The organism is Microbacterium sp. CCH5-D1 (genome assembly GCF_001557335.1).
Taxonomy (GTDB): domain Bacteria; phylum Actinomycetota; class Actinomycetes; order Actinomycetales; family Microbacteriaceae; genus Microbacterium; species Microbacterium oxydans.
Genome location: NZ_LSJW01000292.1, coordinates 1 through 16305 on the forward strand (window position 1 = coordinate 1; position 16305 = coordinate 16305).

16 protein-coding genes are annotated in these 16305 nt (G+C 68.7%); 8 read left to right on the plus strand and 8 right to left on the minus strand.

The features are described 5' to 3' along the window. Together AX744_RS17120 and AX744_RS17125 are read right to left on the minus strand one after the other, a co-directional pair. Positions 1-515 (minus strand): biotin carboxylase N-terminal domain-containing protein (locus tag AX744_RS17120; protein ID WP_331709312.1); only part of this gene is annotated, 515 nt, incomplete at its 3' end. A 78-nt stretch (positions 516-593) separates the two neighbouring features. Next, entirely contained in the window at positions 594-1232 is a 639-nt protein-coding gene (locus AX744_RS17125; RefSeq protein WP_061018256.1) for a Maf family protein, read from the minus strand. 23 nt (positions 1233-1255) lie between these two features. Here AX744_RS17125 and AX744_RS17130 point away from each other — a divergent pair, with 23 nt between their 5' ends. The 5 genes from AX744_RS17130 (at position 1256) to AX744_RS17150 (ending at position 6956) form a co-directional block, all read left to right on the plus strand. After that, a complete protein-coding gene (locus AX744_RS17130; protein WP_061018224.1) occupies positions 1256-2503 on the plus strand; it encodes a class I SAM-dependent RNA methyltransferase in 1248 nt (415 codons plus the stop codon). A gap of 41 nt (positions 2504-2544) precedes the next feature. Beyond that, entirely contained in the window at positions 2545-3204 is a 660-nt protein-coding gene (locus AX744_RS17135; protein ID WP_046748963.1) for a response regulator transcription factor, read from the plus strand. Next, positions 3194-4429 carry an ATP-binding protein gene (locus AX744_RS17140; RefSeq protein WP_058631808.1) on the plus strand — a complete coding sequence of 412 codons (1236 nt, stop codon included), beginning with the start codon at positions 3194-3196 and terminating at the stop codon, positions 4427-4429. The genes AX744_RS17135 and AX744_RS17140 overlap by 11 nt, the downstream gene beginning before the upstream one ends. Continuing rightward, positions 4426-5418, plus strand: a complete 993-nt coding sequence (locus AX744_RS17145) for a hypothetical protein (RefSeq protein ID WP_231728843.1) — start codon at positions 4426-4428, stop codon at positions 5416-5418. Before AX744_RS17140 ends, AX744_RS17145 begins: the two co-directional genes overlap by 4 nt. A 338-nt stretch (positions 5419-5756) precedes the next feature. Continuing rightward, the gene (locus tag AX744_RS17150) at positions 5757-6956 is read left to right on the plus strand and encodes an ROK family transcriptional regulator (RefSeq protein WP_061018229.1); all 1200 of its coding nucleotides are present in this window, start codon (positions 5757-5759) and stop codon (positions 6954-6956) included. Positions 6957-7270: 314 nt separating this feature from the next. Here AX744_RS17150 and AX744_RS17155 read toward each other — a convergent pair whose 3' ends face one another. The 5 genes from AX744_RS17155 to AX744_RS20875 form a co-directional block, all read right to left on the minus strand. Then, on the minus strand, positions 7271-7510 hold the full coding sequence (locus AX744_RS17155) for an acyl-CoA carboxylase subunit epsilon (protein WP_061018231.1): 240 nt from the start codon (positions 7508-7510) through the stop codon (positions 7271-7273). Beyond that, positions 7507-9096, minus strand: coding sequence for an acyl-CoA carboxylase subunit beta (locus tag AX744_RS17160; protein WP_374168968.1), 1590 nt, complete (start codon positions 9094-9096; stop codon positions 7507-7509). Before AX744_RS17160 ends, AX744_RS17155 begins: the two co-directional genes overlap by 4 nt. Positions 9097-9177: 81 nt before the next feature. Then, positions 9178-10170: a hypothetical protein gene (locus AX744_RS17165; RefSeq protein ID WP_231728844.1), complete on the minus strand. Its 993-nt coding sequence runs from the start codon at positions 10168-10170 to the stop codon at positions 9178-9180. A gap of 80 nt (positions 10171-10250) precedes the next feature. After that, complete coding sequence (locus AX744_RS17170) at positions 10251-10943, minus strand: phosphocholine cytidylyltransferase family protein (RefSeq protein ID WP_046748968.1); 693 nt, start codon at positions 10941-10943, stop codon at positions 10251-10253. 179 nt (positions 10944-11122) lie between these two features. Then, positions 11123-12037 carry a hypothetical protein gene (locus AX744_RS20875; RefSeq protein ID WP_061018233.1) on the minus strand — a complete coding sequence of 305 codons (915 nt, stop codon included), beginning with the start codon at positions 12035-12037 and terminating at the stop codon, positions 11123-11125. On the opposite strand from AX744_RS20875, the gene AX744_RS17180 reads away from it, so the two are divergent. From AX744_RS17180 to AX744_RS17190, 3 genes are read left to right on the plus strand one after another with little or no spacing between them, the layout of a single operon-like run. Beyond that, positions 12027-13100, plus strand: coding sequence for an ABC transporter ATP-binding protein (locus AX744_RS17180; RefSeq protein ID WP_082738573.1), 1074 nt, complete (start codon positions 12027-12029; stop codon positions 13098-13100). The genes AX744_RS20875 and AX744_RS17180 overlap by 11 nt on opposite strands. After that, positions 13076-14641, plus strand: a complete 1566-nt coding sequence (locus AX744_RS17185) for a hypothetical protein (protein WP_061018235.1) — start codon at positions 13076-13078, stop codon at positions 14639-14641. Before AX744_RS17180 ends, AX744_RS17185 begins: the two co-directional genes overlap by 25 nt. A gap of 40 nt (positions 14642-14681) precedes the next feature. Beyond that, on the plus strand, positions 14682-14948 hold the full coding sequence (locus AX744_RS17190; protein ID WP_026049764.1) for a DUF3039 domain-containing protein: 267 nt from the start codon (positions 14682-14684) through the stop codon (positions 14946-14948). Between the two features lie 2 nt (positions 14949-14950). On the opposite strand, the gene AX744_RS17195 is transcribed toward AX744_RS17190, so the two are convergent. Next, positions 14951-16276: a nicotinate phosphoribosyltransferase gene (locus tag AX744_RS17195; RefSeq protein ID WP_061018238.1), complete on the minus strand. Its 1326-nt coding sequence runs from the start codon at positions 16274-16276 to the stop codon at positions 14951-14953. Positions 16277-16305: the final 29 nt, after the last annotated feature.

Here is a 16305-nt window from a genome sequence, read left to right on the forward strand (position 1 = left end):
ACCTTGAGGCCGCGTCCGCCGCCGCCGTAGGCGGCCTTGATGGCGATCGGGAGGCCGAACTCCTTCGCGAAGGCGATGACCTCGTCTGCGCCCTCGACCGGTCCCGGCGTTCCGGGGGCGAGGGGTGCGCCGACCTTCTCGGCCACGTGACGCGCGGTCACCTTGTCACCGAGGGCCTCGATGGCTTCGGGGGAGGGGCCGATCCAGGTCATCCCCGCGTCGATGATGGCGCGGGCGAACTCGGCGTTCTCGGCGAGGAAGCCGTAGCCGGGGTGCACGGCGTCGGCGCCGGCACGGCGGGCGATCGAGAGGATCTTCTCGATCTGGAGGTAGGTCTCGGCGCTCGTCGAGCCGCCGAGCGCGTAGGCCTCGTCTGCGAGGCGGGTGTGCAGGGCATCACGATCCTGGTCGGCGTAGACGGCGACGGAGGCGATCCCGGAGTCACGGGCGGCGCGGATGATGCGGACGGCGATCTCGCCGCGGTTGGCGATGAGCACCTTGGCGATAGCAGGCATGCTTGCCAGCCTAGCGAGAACGACCGCGATCCCTTTGACGACTCCCCACAAGAAAGTCGGGAAAACGTGGATGGGAGTCTACGACCAGAGGTCGGTCCAGCGAACGCCGAGCTCCGCGGCGAGACGGCGGACGGTGGACAGGGACATGCCGACGACCGTGGACGGGTCGCCCTCCACGCGGGTGATGAAGGCTCCCCCCAGGCTGTCCACGGTGAAGGCCCCCGCCACGAGCAGCGGTTCGCCTGAGGCGACGTACGCGGCGATCTCGGCGTCGGTCACGTCGGAGGCGAACGTCACAGCGGCTTCGGCGACGGCGGTGGCTTCCGTGGGCTCGGCACCGGGGGCGACCCGGAAGACGGAGTGGCCGGAGTGCAGGATGCCCGTGGCTCCGCGCATCTCTCGCCAGCGCCTGGTCGCTTCCTCCGGAGTGTACGGCTTGCCGTAGACGCGCCCGTCCAGCGCGAACATCGAGTCACCGCCGATGACCAGGCCGTCGAACCCGCCGTGCTCGATGAGGCTGTGTGCCACGGCGGAGGCCTTCGCGCGGGCGAGCAGCAGCACCAACTCCTCGGGCGCCAGGGGCTCGCCCCTTTCCGCCTCCGCAGCGGCGGCGACGGCGTCCTCGTCGACGTCCGGTGACACGGTGAGCGGCTCGATGCCCGCCTGACGCAGCAGCATGAGTCGGGCGGGAGAGGTCGAGGCGAGGCAGACGCGCATGTCCACCACCGTATCCTCGAAGGATGACTTCCTCCCCAGCCGACGTGCTCGAACTCGACATCACCGGCATCGCTCACGGGGGCACGTTCATCGCGCGGCACGAGGGACGAGTGGTGTTCGTGTCCGACGCGATCCCCGGTGAGCGCGTCCGTGCCCGACTGATCGCTCCGCAGGAGGGGGCCGATGCCGACACCCGCAGTTTCTGGCGGGCCGAGACGATCGAGGTGTTGGAAGCGTCGGAGCACCGCCGTCCCCACATCTGGGCGGAGGCCGACGTGTCGCGCGATCCCGCTGATCGTCCAGGAGGAGCTGATCTCGGGCACATCGATCTCGATCACCAGCGTGAGCTCAAGAGGCGCGTGCTGACCGAGGCCCTCGACCGCTTCGCGGGGAAGGGCCTCGTCGCGCCCGAGATCGAGGCCGTGGAGTCCGGAGACGGTCGAGGATGGCGCACGAGGGTGACGCTGCACGTCGACGACGCGGGAGTGGTGGGGCCGTATGCCTCACGCAGTCACCGTGTCGTGCCGGTGACGTCGTACCCGCTGGCGCGGCCGGCGATCGCCGCGGCAGCGCTCGCGCTGCACGGGGAGGCTCCTGGTCGCATCGAGCTCGTGGAGCCCGCCGACGGCACCGTGCGCGTGATCCGTCGTGAGGAGACCGAGCGCGCCCCGCGCGTGCAGAGGGGCTTCCGCAAGCGCCCGGCGCCCGAGGTGATCCAGGAGATGGTCAACGACCGCCGCTTCGACGTCGACTCCACGGGCTTCTGGCAGGTGCATCCGCGCGCCGCCTCGGTGCTCGATGCCGCGGTCTACGGCATCCTCGACGGTCACGTCGACGAGGAGAAGACCCATTTCGACCTGTACGGCGGGGTCGGGCTGTTCGCGGCGACCCTGGCCGACCTCGGGGGCACGGACATCGTGACGGTCGAGTCGAATGCACGTGCCACTCAGCATGCTGCGGCGAACCTCGCCCCTCTCGAGATCGACGCGGTGACAGCCCGAGTCGATCGGTTCCTCGCCACGCGCAAGGGCGGCGGTCGGGCCGGGGCCGTCGTGCTCGATCCGCCGCGGGCCGGAGCGGGGCGTCAGGTGGTCGAGGCGATCCACGGGCTCGCCCCCGACGCCATCGCCTACGTCGCCTGCGACCCGGTGGCGCTCGCACGCGATCTCGGCACGTTCCGCACGCTCGGGTGGAATGTCGACCGTCTTCGCGGCTTCGATCTGTTCCCGCACTCCCACCACTTCGAGGTCGTGGCACTGCTCACACGATGAGCGATCCACGGCCTTCCGAGGGGACTCAGTAGGCTGAGGGGATGAGCACGGTCGCACTCATCGACGATCACGAGTCCGTTCGCCTCGGTCTCGAGGCCGCGTGCGAGCGGGATTCGCAGACCGTGGTCTTCTCCGGGAGCACCGTGGTGTCGTACATCGACTGGCGGAAGGCGACGGGGGCCGCGCCGGCCGATGTGGTCGTGCTCGACCTCACGCTGGGAGACGGCACGACCGTTACTGAGAACGTGACCGCCCTCGTGAACGACGGCGCCAGCGTGGTGATCCACAGTGTGGCGGATCGTCCTGCAGCCGTGCGGGAAGCCCTCTCCGCCGGTGCGGCGGGAGTGGTGAGCAAGTCGTCAGCACTCGACGACGTGCTGGACGCGATCCGCACGGTCGCACAGGGCGAGGCCCTCAACAACGTGGAGTGGGCGAGCGCTGTCGACGGAGACCGCGCGTTCGCCGACGCGCAGCTCGCCACCCGCGAACGGGAGGTCCTCCGCCTGTACGCGACGGGTCTGCCGTTGAAGGCCGTGGCCGAGAAGCTGGGCGTCGCGTACTCGACCGCCAAGGAGAACATCACCCGCATCCGCGTGAAGTACGTCGAGGTCGGGCGCCCGGCGCCCACGAAGGTCGACCTGCTCCGGCGAGCGATGGAAGACGGGATCGTCACAGCCGACGAGGCACTCGGTGGCCGCTGAGCCGCTGAGCATCCGCGACGCCTGGAGCAAGATTCCGTCTCCGGGCAGCACGGAGACAGCATACGAGCGCTTCACCGGCAAGCGCATGGAGCGGATCCTCGCCATCGTGGTCGCGATCGGCTCGGCTGTGCTCGGCGCCCAGGCGCTGGTCTCCGCGATGGCATCCCTGTCGGACGCGGACCCCGCGCATGTGGTCGCGTTGTGTGTGGTGTTCGTACCCCTGCTCGCGATGCTGGTGGCGTGCCTGATCGGACGCGGGGTGCGCACCTTCTCCGGCATCTTCGCCGTGGTGTATGTGCTGGTGCTCGCCGCGTGGCCGACGATCGTCGACCCCTCCGACAAGGGGGCCGGAGAGCAGCCGTGGATCTTCTTCCTCGTCAACGTCGGTGTCGTCGCGGCCATGCTCGCCTTCCCCCTGGCGCTGCAGTTCGTCTGGGCGGCGGGAGTGCCGTTCGTGTACGGCTATGTCCGTCTCGTCCAGGGCGAGTTCTCGCGCGATTTCTGGGTGACGACCGCCTTCGACGTCTCGTTCACCCTCATCCTCGGCGTGGTGATCGTCTCACTCGGCTGGATGTTCCGCTCGGTCGCCGCCGGGGTGGACGAGGCCAGGGGGCAGGCGGTCGCGTCGTACTCCACTGCTGCGGCAGCGGCGGCGGCCGAGGAGGAGAGGGCGGCGATGTCCGCCCTGATGCACGACAGTGTGCTGGCCGCTCTGATCGCCGCGGAGCGTGCCGAGGGCGAACGCGCCAGGGAGCTGGCCGTGGCGATGGCGCGAGAGGCTCTCACGCGCCTCGCGAACACCGAGGCCGCCGTCGCACAGGAGGGGAGCGACGAACCGGTCGGAACGGTGCAGATCGTTGTCGAGCTGCGTCGGGCGCTGTCCGAGCTCGGCGCCGATGCGATCGTGGAGGAGCGCGGAGGCATCGGACTCATCCCCGGACGTGCTGCCCGCGCGCTGGTGCTCGCGGCAAGACAGGCAATCGGCAACGCGGTCTCGCATGCCGGCGGGCGCGGACTCCACATCATCGTCGAAGGGCACGGGGACGAGGGCATCGGCGTGACCATCTCCGACACTGGACCCGGATTCGACGTCGAGTCGATCGGCGTCGACCGACTCGGGATCCGTGCGTCGATCTTCGCGCGCATGGCGGGGGTGGCCGGCACCGCCGACATCCTCTCCGACGGGCACGGGACCACTGTCGTCCTGGGGTGGGAGCGCTCGTGAACCGCACCGTGCGGAGTGTCGCCACCTCCCTCGCCGTCGGCTTCGCCCTGTACTTCGTCGCCAGGGGGATCTGGTGGATCGAGCAGCCGACCGCACCGCTGGTGATGGTGCTCGCGATCGTGTTGTACCTCGTGGTCGTGAACGTCTCGATCCTCGGACACGGCACCGTCGTCAGGATGCCGATGTGGTCGGCGATCCTGGCGCTGGTGGCGAGTGCGCTCATCCCCATCCTCGTCACCTCGTCGCTCGACCCGGCGGATCGGACGGCTCCCTTCGCCACGTGGTACATCGGGGCGCTCGGACTGCTCGGCGTCGTCTGCGTCGTCCGGAGGCGCGCTCTGATCGGTGTTCTCGTTCTCGGGGTGCTCGTCGTCACCGCGTCGGCCTATCTGGGATTCGTCGTCGCCCTCAACCTCGGACTCGTCGGCTCCATCATGTGGGTGGTGGTCGCTGGGCTCCTGGTGATGTTCTGGGACCGCGCCGTGCGTGACACGGAGCGCCTCGCCGAGATCCAGCAGGCCGTGTCCGCGTGGCATGCGACGCAGCGGGTGCGTCAGCGGGAGCGGCGCCTGCGCACGCAGTTCGCGCTGGCCGTCGCCGGTCCCGTCCTCAGCAGAGTGGTGGCCGCGCGGGGTGTGCTGGACGAGCAGGAGCGGATGGACGCCCGCCTCGCCGAGGGCAGGCTGCGCGACGAGTTGCGCGGAGCCGATCTCCTCAACGACGCCGTGCGCAACGCGATCGAGGCGGCACGACGCCGGGGGGTGGTGGTCACGGTCTTCGATGAGGGCGGTTTCGACGGGATCGACGAGACACGGCGAGAACTGATCAGGGACGAGCTGGCCGTCGTGCTCAGTCGCGCGCAGACCGCTCGTCTGATCATCCGCTCGGCGCGTGATCCCCGTGTCGCCGTCACGGTGGTCGGCCGCGCCGGCTCACGGGCGTCCGGCGACGATGACGCCGTCGACCTCTGGCACGAGATTCCGCGCTGACAGGCGGGCACAGGGCTGGCAGGCGGGGACAGCGGACGAACGCATGCGTCCTCGGCTCCGGCCTGGGGAGATGACCGGAGTCGAGGATGGTGAGAGTGGGAGAGGGGCGGCGAATCCGCCTGCCCCTCTCCGTGCGGACAGTTACCCGAAAACCGTCCGCTGGTGGCCGATCAGCGTCTGTCGACCCTGGGACAGAGAGACCAGCCGAACGCGAAGCGTCCCCCTCAGTCTGATGGTTCGCGCGAACATTGTCTGTAGGTATTTTGGGGGACACGATTTCACCCCCGATAGGCCATCATTGGACGATGGCAACGCGTCGTGGCACCAACCTTCCGCGCATGGGCGACTTCAATCAGTCCGTGATCCTGGAGGCCATCCGGCAGTCCGGCGAAGGGCTCAGCAGGATCGAGCTGTCGACGGCGACGCGCCTCTCGGCGCAGACGGTCACGAACATCACCCGCAGACTCCTCGATGACGGCTTCATCAGGGAAGCGGGTCGAACGATCAACGGACCAGGCAAGCCGCGGGTCACCCTGCGGCTCGTCGCGGACAGCCGCTTCGCCGTGGGGGTCCATCTGGATCCCGCGCTGATGACTTTCGTGCTGTTGGATCTGGCCGGCGCGGTCGTCCGTCGTCTGAGCGTGCGAACCCCTGCCGAGGATCCCCACCGCATCGTCGAGGCCATGGCGTCGACGATCGATGCGTTGATCGTCGGTTCGGGCGTCGACCGCTCCCGGATCGCCGGGGTGGGGGTCGCGGCTCCCGGCCCGCTCGACGCGGAGCTGGGGACGGTGATCGACCCGCCTAAGCTCGCAGGCTGGCACCGTGTGCCGTTGCGGGCAGTGCTCGCGGAGGCGACGGGGTTGCCCGTGGTCGTGGAGAAGGACACGACCTCGGCTGCGGTGGGCGAGCTCTGGACGAGGCGGGAATCGGCGGACGACTCCTTCGTCTTCGTCTATCTGGGGATCGGTATCGGCGCGGCCATCGCACGTGATGGAGAGGCGGTCCGGGGGAGCACACGCAACATCGGCGAGATCGGCCACATCATCGTCGACCCCGACGGACCGTCCTGCGCGTGCGGGGCCCGCGGATGCGTCGAGGTGGTGTGCACCCCGCAGGCGATCATCGAGCAGGCGGAGAGGGCAGGGGTATTCGACGACGAGCATCAGACGAGCGACGCCGCGGCAGTCGACCAGCGATTCGGGCAGCTGTGCGAGCGAGCGGCTGCCGGGGACGAAGCCGCGGGGGAGGTGCTTCGGCGCTCCGCCGCCCACATCACGGTGCTGACGGCGGTGCTCACGAACATGCTCGACGTCGACCGCGTCGTCTTCGGTGGGCCGTTCTGGTCGCGGCTCGCTGATGTGTACCTGGCAGAGATCCCCGACCTGCTCGATCGGGCCAGCGCCACCAGGGCGATACGCACCCTCCCCGTCGACGGCACGGTGGTGGGCGACGATGTCGGTGCGGTGGGAGCGGCGTGCGTCGTCCTCGACTCGGTCCTGAGCCCGCGTGCCTCCGACCTCCTGCTCGACAGCTGAGTGCTCGACAGCTGAGTGCTCGGGGGTCACCTTTGCGAGCATAAGTCGAATCGATATAGTATTTGAGTTTCGTCCTTCGGACAGATCAGCGGAGTCCGCCTTCTGCTGTGCGCACGGCACCGTCGCACGCCGCGGAGCACGCAGGTCTTCACGAGGGGGGATCCGTCCGGCTCTCGAAGAGGGGCGGACGAGGCGGCGACGGGGACGCGGCCGCGCAGGGCGCTGGGGGTCCTGCGACGATCGTCGACGTGGTTCGTGAAGCGGAGGGTTCGCGGACCACGCCGACGGCGTTTCTTTCCGTGTTCCGAGCGGCGTCAGCCGGAGAAACGGCCCCACGGTATGTCGCGACGGAGCGGGCGACGCAACGGACGCTGCGTCCTGGCCCAGGCGGAGACGGCGGGCTCGTCGGCCACGGCTGCGGCCTCCTCGGTCGCGTACGCCTCGCTGATCACCGCGATGAGAGCGGCGAGCTCCTCCTCGGTGGCCGCGCCCCGGGTGATGTCGAGCAGCGGCGCGTCCGAGGAGGGGCCGCCCTGCGGGTTGTGCTCGGTCACAGGGGGATGTTCCCGTGCTTCTTCGGGGGCAGCTCCGCGCGCTTTCCGCGCAGGGCGCGCAGGGCCTTCGCGATCGAGACGCGGGTGTTGGCCGGTTCGATGATGCCGTCGAGCTCCCCGCGCTCAGCTGCCAGGAAAGGAGACGCCACGTTGTAGGTGTACTCGTTCGCGAGCCGGGTACGCACGGCGGCGACGTCCTCGCCGGCCTCCTCCGCCTTCTTGATCTCACCGCGGTACAGGATGTTGACCGCCCCCTGACCGCCCATGACCGCGATCTCGGCGGTCGGCCACGCGAGGTTCACATCCGCGCCGAGCTGCTTCGAGCCCATCACGATGTACGCACCCCCGTAGGCCTTGCGCAGGATGACGGTGACGAGGGGCACGGTGGCCTCCGCGTAGGCGTAGAGCAGCTTCGCACCGCGGCGGATGACGCCGGTCCACTCCTGGTCCGTGCCGGGAAGGTAGCCGGGCACGTCGACCAGCGTGACGATCGGGATCGAGAAGGCATCGCAGAATCGCACGAAGCGACTGGCCTTCTCGCCGGCCTCGATGTTCAGGGTGCCGGCCATCTGCGACGGCTGGTTGGCGATGATGCCGACCGAGCGACCTTCGACACGACCGAAGCCGATCACGATGTTGGGCGCGAACAGCGGCTGCACCTCGAGGAAATCGCCCTCGTCGACGACGTGCTCGATCACCGTGTGGATGTCATAGGGCTGGTTGGTCGAGTCGGGGACGATCGTGTTGAGCACGCGATCGGCGTCTGTCGTCTCGAACTCGAACGCGCTCTCGTACGACGGGAGTTCCGCCATGTTGTTGTCCGGGAGAAAGCTCAGGAGCGTGCGCGCGTAATCGATGGCGTCGTCCTCGTCTTCCGCGAGGTAGTGCGCGACACCGGATCGGGTGTTGTGGGTGTAGGCGCCGCCCAACTCCTCCATCCCCACGTCTTCACCGGTCACGGTCTTGATCACATCGGGACCCGTGACGAACATCTGGCTGGTCTTGTCGACCATGATGACGAAGTCGGTCAGAGCGGGGGAGTACACCGCACCACCCGCGGCCGGGCCCATGATGATGGAGATCTGCGGGATGACACCGGAAGCGCGGGTGTTCAGGCGGAAGATCTCACCGTACTTGCCGAGCGCGACGACGCCCTCCTGGATGCGCGCGCCGCCGGAGTCGAGGATGCCGATGCAGGGCATCCCTCCGGCGAGGGCGAACTCCATGATCTTCACGATCTTCTCGCCGGCGACCTCGCCGAGCGAGCCGCCGAAGGTGGAGAAGTCCTGCGAGTACACCGCGACGGTGCGCCCGTTGATGGTGCCGACGCCGGTGACGACGGAGTCGCCGTAGGGGCGGGAGCGATCCATGCCGAAGGCCGTGGTGCGGTGGCGTACATACTCGTCGAACTCGACGAAGCTTCCCGGATCCACGAGCAGCTCGACGCGCTCGCGGGCGGTCATCTTGCCCTTCGCGTGCTGCTTCTCCTTCGCCTTCGCTTCCGCGTCGACGACGGCTTCCGTGTAGCGAGCGCGCAGGTCCGCGATCTTGCCGGCGGTGGTAAAGAGGTCGGGCTTGTCCGTCACGGATTCCACCCTATCGTCGGCTCGCCCCCCGCTGTTGGATGCTCGCCACAACGGCTCAGCGGATCCTTTGGCGACCTGCGCTCAGCGCTCTTCGCGCTCTTCGCGCTCGTCGCCGGGGTTCGAGGGCAGGGAGTGGTCGCCGGTGCCGGCCTCGAGCTCTTCGGACGGGCTCTCTCGTCGGCGACCTGCACGTCCGCCGACACGGTGCCCGACCCACTCCGCGCCTCGTGCCACGGTGCCGGCGGCACCCACCACCGCGTTCCCGGCGTAGCGGGCGCCCCGGAGCATCCGCAGCTCGAGCTTCTCGGCCCCGGGGACAGGCTCCAGCTCGAGCGGCAGGTCGATCGGCGCAGAGCCGAAGGCCTTGTGCGAAGTGGTCAGCACGCGGCGGCCGAGGATGTTGTTCCCCGCGCCTCCGATCGCGGCGCCGATGCCGAACGGGAGAGCCTTGCCGATGACCGACGCGCCTCCCTTCGCCGCGAACTGCTTCACGAACATGCTCTTGAGCTGGTCGACGAGGGGGCCGACTGCGGCACGGGGGAGGGATTTCGTGACGAGCTCACCCCAGTACGAGGACCTGCTGCCGCCGCGCCCAGCGACCTGGCCGGCGAGCTGTCCGACGAGGTCGACGCCCTCCTTGCCGAGCATCAGCGTCATCACCAGGGCGCGGGCGCGATCCGGGTTCGCCACGGCGATCCCGTGCACCTCGGCGACCGACTGGGCGAACAGGGCGGTGGACTCCACGAAACCCACGGTCTCGACCCCGGAGAGGGCGAGGGTGACACCGGTGCCGATGCCCGGCACGACGGCGGTCGCTCCCACCGCCGCACCTCCGGTCGTCACGGCCGCGAGGTAGCGCCGCTCGAGGATGCGGATGAGTTCCGCGGGTGAAGCCTGGGGATTGCGCAGCCGGATGCTGCGGATGTGCGCGAGGACGAGTGGGCGCTGGATCGCCAGCACGCGATCGAGACCACGCACCATCATCGGGTGCTCCGCCGAGCCGGCGGGGGGAACGCCCTTGTCCCACGGAGCGTCGTCCGGGAGCGAATGGATCTTGTGCACCTTGGGGGCCATGCAGAGATCCTATGGAGACAGCCCGCGAAAACGCCGAAAGCCCGGTCCCGCGAGGGGGACCGGGCTTTCGTGTCGTTCGATCAGACGAAGAGGTTCGCGCGCTCCAGGTCTTCGGCGAAGTCGACCTCGACCGCGTACAGGTCGGAGACGTCCATCGGCTCGAGCAGCAGGCCGTCCTCGGCGATCGCGAGTTCGAGGCCGCGCTCGAAGTAGTCCTGGTCCTCCACCCGCTGCAGCTGGCGCATGAAGGCCTTCTTCTGCGCGGAGGAGATGTAGTTGATGCCCACAGCCTCGCCCAGTCCGCCCTTGACGGTCTTGGACAGTTCGTTGATGAAGCCCTCGGCGGTGACCGTGTACTTCACCTCTTCGTCGCTGACCTTGGAGGTGTTCACCGTGACGAAGGACTGGTCGCGCTCGATGTATTCGAGAGCCCGGCCGAGGATCATCGGGTCGAAGACGACATCGCCGTTCATCCACAGCACACCGCCGCGACCGGTGGCACCGAGGGCGCGCAGCAGGCTCTTGGAGGTGTTGGTCTCGTCGTAGCGCTCGTTGTGGACGTAGTTCACGTGCGGGAAGGCATCGATGATGGTCTCGGCGCGGTAGCCCACCACGGTCGTGATTCGGGCGTCGGAGCCGAATGCGGCCCGGATGTTGTCGTGCTGCTGGCCCATGATCGTGCGGCCGTCGCTCAGTTCGGTGAGCGGCTTCGGCAGCGCGCGGCCGAGGCGCGAGCCCATTCCGGCGGCGAGGATGACGGTCTGAAGAGTCACGAGTGCTCCTAAAGGAAGTTGTGTTCACGGTCGATTAACCGACCAGACACTTCGTCGTGCCGCGTTCATGGTATCGATTCCGCCTGGGAACCTCAGGGCCAGGAGGGCCCCGTTGTCATTTCGTGATCGACTACACACGTGATGCACAGGCTTGCGACCATCCTGCAATCGCTGTGAAGTCACAGCATCCGAGGGCAGTTTATTGCGCGGCGGCCTTGGCGCACAGCCGCCCGTTGATACCGTAGGACGGTGACTGCCTCCCCTGACGACCGCACCGCCCAGGTGGACCTGACCGAGACCGCGCAAGAGAAGACGTCGGCGAAGCGCCCGCCGGTGAAGAAATCGAGTTCCGACGAGGCATCGGCGGCCGGGACGACGGCGAAGCGACCTGCAGTGAAGAAGCCGGCCGTGAAGAAGCCGGCCGCGAAGCGTCCGACCACGAGCGGAACCACGACTGCCGCGAAGACGTCGACCGCGAAGACATCGACCGCGAAGGCTGCGGCGGAGAAAGCCGCACCGACTGCCGACATCGTCGTGGAGCCTTTGGTCAAGGCGTTGCCCGACCAGAACGGAACGCCCGCCGCTGCCGCGCGCAGCGGCGCAGCCAGTCGCACCACCGCAGCGAAGAACACGGCACCGAAGTCGACGACGAAGACGGCTGCCAAGACGACGACGGCCAAGGCGACGGCGGCGAAGACCACGGCGGCGAAGACCACGGCCGCGAAGACCACGGCCGCGAAGACAGCTGCCGCGAAGACAGCTGCCGCGAAGGCGACTGCTGCGAAGGCGACGGCTGCGAAGTCGACTGCTGCGAAGTCGACGGCTGCGAAGTCCACGGCCGCGAAAGCTTCGGCGGCGAAGACGGTCGCGGCGAAAGCGGCCGCGTCCAAGGCTGCAGCGACGAAGTCCACTGCTCGCGCGGCCGCAGCCAAGTCCACGGCGGCGAAGACAGCGGCGGCGAAGGCCGCGGCAGCGAAGAATGCTGCAGCGAAGAAGGCCGCCGATGAGGCGGAGAAGGCGGCGGCGGACGCGGCGAAGAACGTCCCGGAGCCTCCGAGCCCCGAAGCGGCTCCGGTGGACCCGATGCGTGCCACCGAGACAGCCGCAGTATCGGTGCTGCCGGTCGAAGTCACCTCGGCGCCGGAGCCCGTGGCTGAGCCTGCTCCGGAGCATGATGCGATCGCCGAACCCGAACCCGAACCCGAGCCGGTTGCCGAGCCCGTCATTGCACCCGCCCTCGCGGCGGAGGTCGCCGGCGCCGAACCGGTCGAGGCCGAGCCGATCGTCGAGGAGCCGACCGAGTCGGGAACGTCCGCGTCGGTCGAGGTCGTCGAGGCTGAAGGGGGTTCGGACGACGCGGCTTCCGAGGTCGTGGATCCCGTGGACGGACTCTCCGGGGGCGAAGCGATCACCATCCGCGGCCTCGTCAAGCAGTTCGGAGACAACCGCGCCGTCGACGGCATAGACCTGACCGTGCCGGCTGGATCCTTCTACGGGGTGGTCGGCCCCAACGGGGCGGGAAAGACCACGACTCTCTCGATCGTCGCCGGGCTCCTGCGCGCAGACGAGGGCAGCGTCGTGATCTGTGGCATCGACCAGGCGAAGCAGCCGCTGGCCGCGAAGAAGCTGATGGGCGTGCTGCCGGACAGGTTGCGCACGTTCGACCGCCTCACCGGTCGTCAGCTGCTGTACTACTACGGGCTGCTGCGCGGCCTTGCGGCTGATGTGATCGAGAAGCGCGCGGCAGATCTCGCTCGGGCGTTCGACCTCGGCGATGCGCTCAGCCGCGTCGTCTCGGACTACTCGGCGGGCATGACGAAGAAGATCATGCTGGCAGGGGCGATGATCCATTCCCCGCGCGTGCTCGTGCTCGATGAGCCGTTCGAATCGGTCGATCCCGTCTCCTCGGCGGTGATCCTCGACATCCTCCGTGCGTATGTGTCGCACGGTGGCACGGTGATCCTCTCCAGTCACGGCATGGATCTGGTGGAGCGCGTCTGCTCCCGCGTGGCCATCATCGTCGGAGGGGAAGTGCTGGCCGAGGGGACCGTCGACGACGTGCGCGCAGGGCAGACGCTCGAGGCGCGCTTCGTCGAGCTCGCCGGCTCCAGCGGAGAGGTGGAGGGGCTCGAGTGGCTGCACACGTTCTCCGACTGAGGCTCGCGCTTCTGATCGGAACTCTGCGCGGCGACCGTCGGGTCCGTTCGATCATCTCGTTCGTCGCTGTCGTCGCGATCACGTCCGTGGTGTGCATCGCGGTCTTCAGCCTGTCGTCCGCTCCGGTGCCGGTCGCCCGTGCGGTCACCGTCCTCGGTGGCGCTGCCCTTCTCGTCGGTTTCCTCGTCGGACCGCTCCTCGTCGGGGCAGTCGACCAACTCGATCCTCGCCGCTTCGCGGTCTTCGGCGTCGATGAGCGGCAGATGCCGTGGGTACTCACGCTGGCCGCATTCGTGAGCGTGCCCAGCCTCGCGCTCCTCGCCGTCTACATCAGCGTCTGCATCGTCGCGATCGATGCCGGGACGCCATGGCCTCTCGCGATCCTGATGACGGTCGTCGGCGTCGTCACGACGATGCTGGTCTCGCGGATCGGAATGGCGCTCAACGCCCTGCTCCTTCCCGAGCGTCGATCACGAGAGCTCACCGCGCTGTTCGCGCTCGCCCTGATCGTGATCGCGTTCCCCGTGGCTGTGTTCTTCGGATCCCTTCGCTGGGACGGCCTGGTGCCCCCCTCGCTGGCGACCCTTTCCAGCGTCTTCGGCTTCAGTCCGTTCGCGGCAGCGCCGGCATTCCTCTTCGACTCCGCGGCAGGGGCGACTGCTTCGGCGTGGGTCACCGGGATCATCGCGGTCCTCACCGTCGTGCTCCTCGGGATCGCGTGGGCATGGCTCGTCCGGCGACTCCTCACGACGACCGAGCGCCCGGTCGCCTCGCGGGAGCGCACCGGGCTCGGCTGGTTCGGGCTGCTGCCGTCGAACGCCTTCGGGGCGATCGCCTCGCGAAGCCTCGTGTACTGGCTCCGCGACCGTCGCTACATCATGAACATCATCGTGGTCCCGGTCGCCGGTGTGCTCACGGTGCTGCCGCTCATCGTCGCCGGTGTCTCGGTGGAGATCGCCGCGCTGGTCCCCGTTCCGGTGATGGCACTGTTCTTCGGATGGTTGCCGCACAACGACGTCGCCTACGATTCGACGGCCCTGTGGACGCACGTGGCGAGTGGCGTCCGGGGGCTGCCCGATCGTCTCGGTCGCCTCGTGCCGGTGCTGCTCGTCGCCATTCCGGTGCTCGCGATCGCTGTGCCGCTGAGCCTCCTCCTGGTGGGGAACTGGAGTCTCCTGCTGCCCATGGGCGGTGTGGCCGCCAGCCTCCTCTTCAGTGCACTCGGCATCTCGAGCATCGTCTCCGTCGTTGCGCCCTACGCGGTCTCACGGCCCGGAGACAGCCCGTTCCAGCAGCCGCAACGGCCGACATCCCGCGGGATCTACGGACCGGCCGCGACGTTCCTCGGGGCGATCGTGCTGAGCGCGCCCACCATCTGGCTGTTCGCTGCCACGATCCTCGAGGGGTCGGCGTATGCACCGGCCACCTTCTGGGTCGGGCTCCTCGTCGGCCTCGGGGTGCTGGTGCTGGGCGCCGTCATCGGCGGCCGCATCTTCGAGCGCAGCGGAGAGCGTCTCATGGAGTTCGTCGAGACGGCATGACGACCACCCGCGAGGCTTTCGACGCGGCTAGACTCTCGGGATGAGTACTCCGCTGGACAGCCCCGATCAGGGCGGCGTGGCAACGCTTGATCGCGAACTGGAAGAGCTCCTCCGCGAGGAGAACCTCGAACCGGGCGACCATGAGCGCTTCTCGCATTATGTGAAGAAGGACAAGATCCTCGAATCCGCGATCACCGGCAAGCCGGTGCGCGCGCTGTGCGGCAAGAAGTGGACCCCGGGGCGCGACCCGGAGAAGTTCCCGATCTGCCCCACGTGCAAGGAGATCTACGAGTCGATGATCGGCTGACCTCAGTCGGCTTCGACGTACACGGTGGGGATCGCAGGGTCGGATTTGCTCAGCGCGAGAGCCCGCACCGGCAGTTCTTCGCGCACCCGAAGGTGATGAGCGCGAGCGGCCGCGGTACCCGCGACCCCCTCGTACGACGTATCGATGTCGCCGGCCTCGACGAAGGTGACCTGCAGCGGTCGGCCGTCGGGGTGGTCGGCTGCCGTGTCGAGCTGCTCGAAGCCGTCCGAGACGACGACCGTCTCCGCCGTGGCGACTCCGTCCGCAAGGGTGCGGAACGCCGACTTGCGTCCGCCGTGTGACGCCTTGTCCGCCGATGCCTTGGCGACGCCGACCCACGACCCGGCGGCATCCTGGCGCGCCACGAGCTTGTAGACCATGCTCGCTGTCGGGTATCCGGAGCCGGTCACGACCGATGTGCCCACCCCGTACGCATCGACCGGCGAAGCGGCGAGAGCGGCGATCGCGTACTCGTCGAGATCGCTGGTCACCGTGATGCGCGTCGATGTGGCACCGAGCTCGTCCAGCTGCGCCCGGACATCGGCGGCGACGATCGGGAGGTCGCCCGAGTCGATCCGCACACCACCGAGTTCCGTTCCGGCGACGCGGATGGCGGTCTCGACGCCGGTGCGGATGTCATACGTGTCGACGAGCAGGGTCGTGCCGGAGCCCAGACTCTCGACCTGGGACCGGAACGCCTCCTCCTCGGTGTCGTGCAGCAGCGTCCAGGAGTGCGCGGCCGTGCCCATGGTGGGGATGCCCCAGCTTCGTCCCGCCTCGAGATTGCTCGTGGCGCCGAAGCCCGCGATGTACGCAGCGCGCGCCGCCGCGACCGCGGAACGCTCGGCGGCCCGACGGGAGCCCATCTCGGCCAGTGGACGCTCGCCGGCGGCGATGCTCATGCGCGACGCGGCAGTGGCGACGGCGGAGTCGTGGTTGAGCACGCTCAGCGCGAGCGTCTCGAGCACGACCGCATCCGCGAACGTTCCCTCCACGGTGAGGATGGGGGAGCCGGGGAAGTACAGCTCGCCTTCGCGATAGCCCCGGATCGAGCCCGTGAACCGGTAGTCCTCGAGGTGCTTCAGCGACGCCGGGTCGACGACCGCCTCGTCGCGCAGGAAGCGCAGCTCGTCCTCGCCGAAGCGGAAGTCGCGGAGGAGGCCGAGAAGCCGGCCAGTGCCGGCGACCACACCGAAACGGCGGCCACCGGAGAGGCGTCGGGAGAACAGCTCGAACACGCTGGGGCGGAAAGCAGTGCCGTCCCGAAGGGAGGCGGCGAGCATCGTCAGCTCATAGCGGTCGGTGAGCAGCGCCGTCGACGTGGTCATGCGCTCAGTTTAGTGAGCGCCCCGATGCG

Bases quoted from the DNA above. Each gene is read 5' to 3' on its own strand.
- AX744_RS17135 (WP_046748963.1), top strand. From the start codon at position 2,545: ATGAGCACGGTCGCACTCATCGACGATCACGAGTCCGTTCGCCTCGGT.
- AX744_RS17130 (WP_061018224.1), top strand. From the start codon at position 1,256: ATGACTTCCTCCCCAGCCGACGTGCTCGAACTCGACATCACCGGCATC.
- AX744_RS17125 (WP_061018256.1), bottom strand. From the start codon at position 1,232: ATGCGCGTCTGCCTCGCCTCGACCTCTCCCGCCCGACTCATGCTGCTG.
- AX744_RS17195 (WP_061018238.1), bottom strand. From the start codon at position 16,276: ATGACCACGTCGACGGCGCTGCTCACCGACCGCTATGAGCTGACGATG.
- AX744_RS17150 (WP_061018229.1), top strand. From the start codon at position 5,757: ATGGGCGACTTCAATCAGTCCGTGATCCTGGAGGCCATCCGGCAGTCC.
- AX744_RS17190 (WP_026049764.1), top strand. From the start codon at position 14,682: ATGAGTACTCCGCTGGACAGCCCCGATCAGGGCGGCGTGGCAACGCTT.
- AX744_RS17180 (WP_082738573.1), top strand. From the start codon at position 12,027: ATGCGTGCCACCGAGACAGCCGCAGTATCGGTGCTGCCGGTCGAAGTC.
- AX744_RS17165 (WP_231728844.1), bottom strand. From the start codon at position 10,170: ATGGCCCCCAAGGTGCACAAGATCCATTCGCTCCCGGACGACGCTCCG.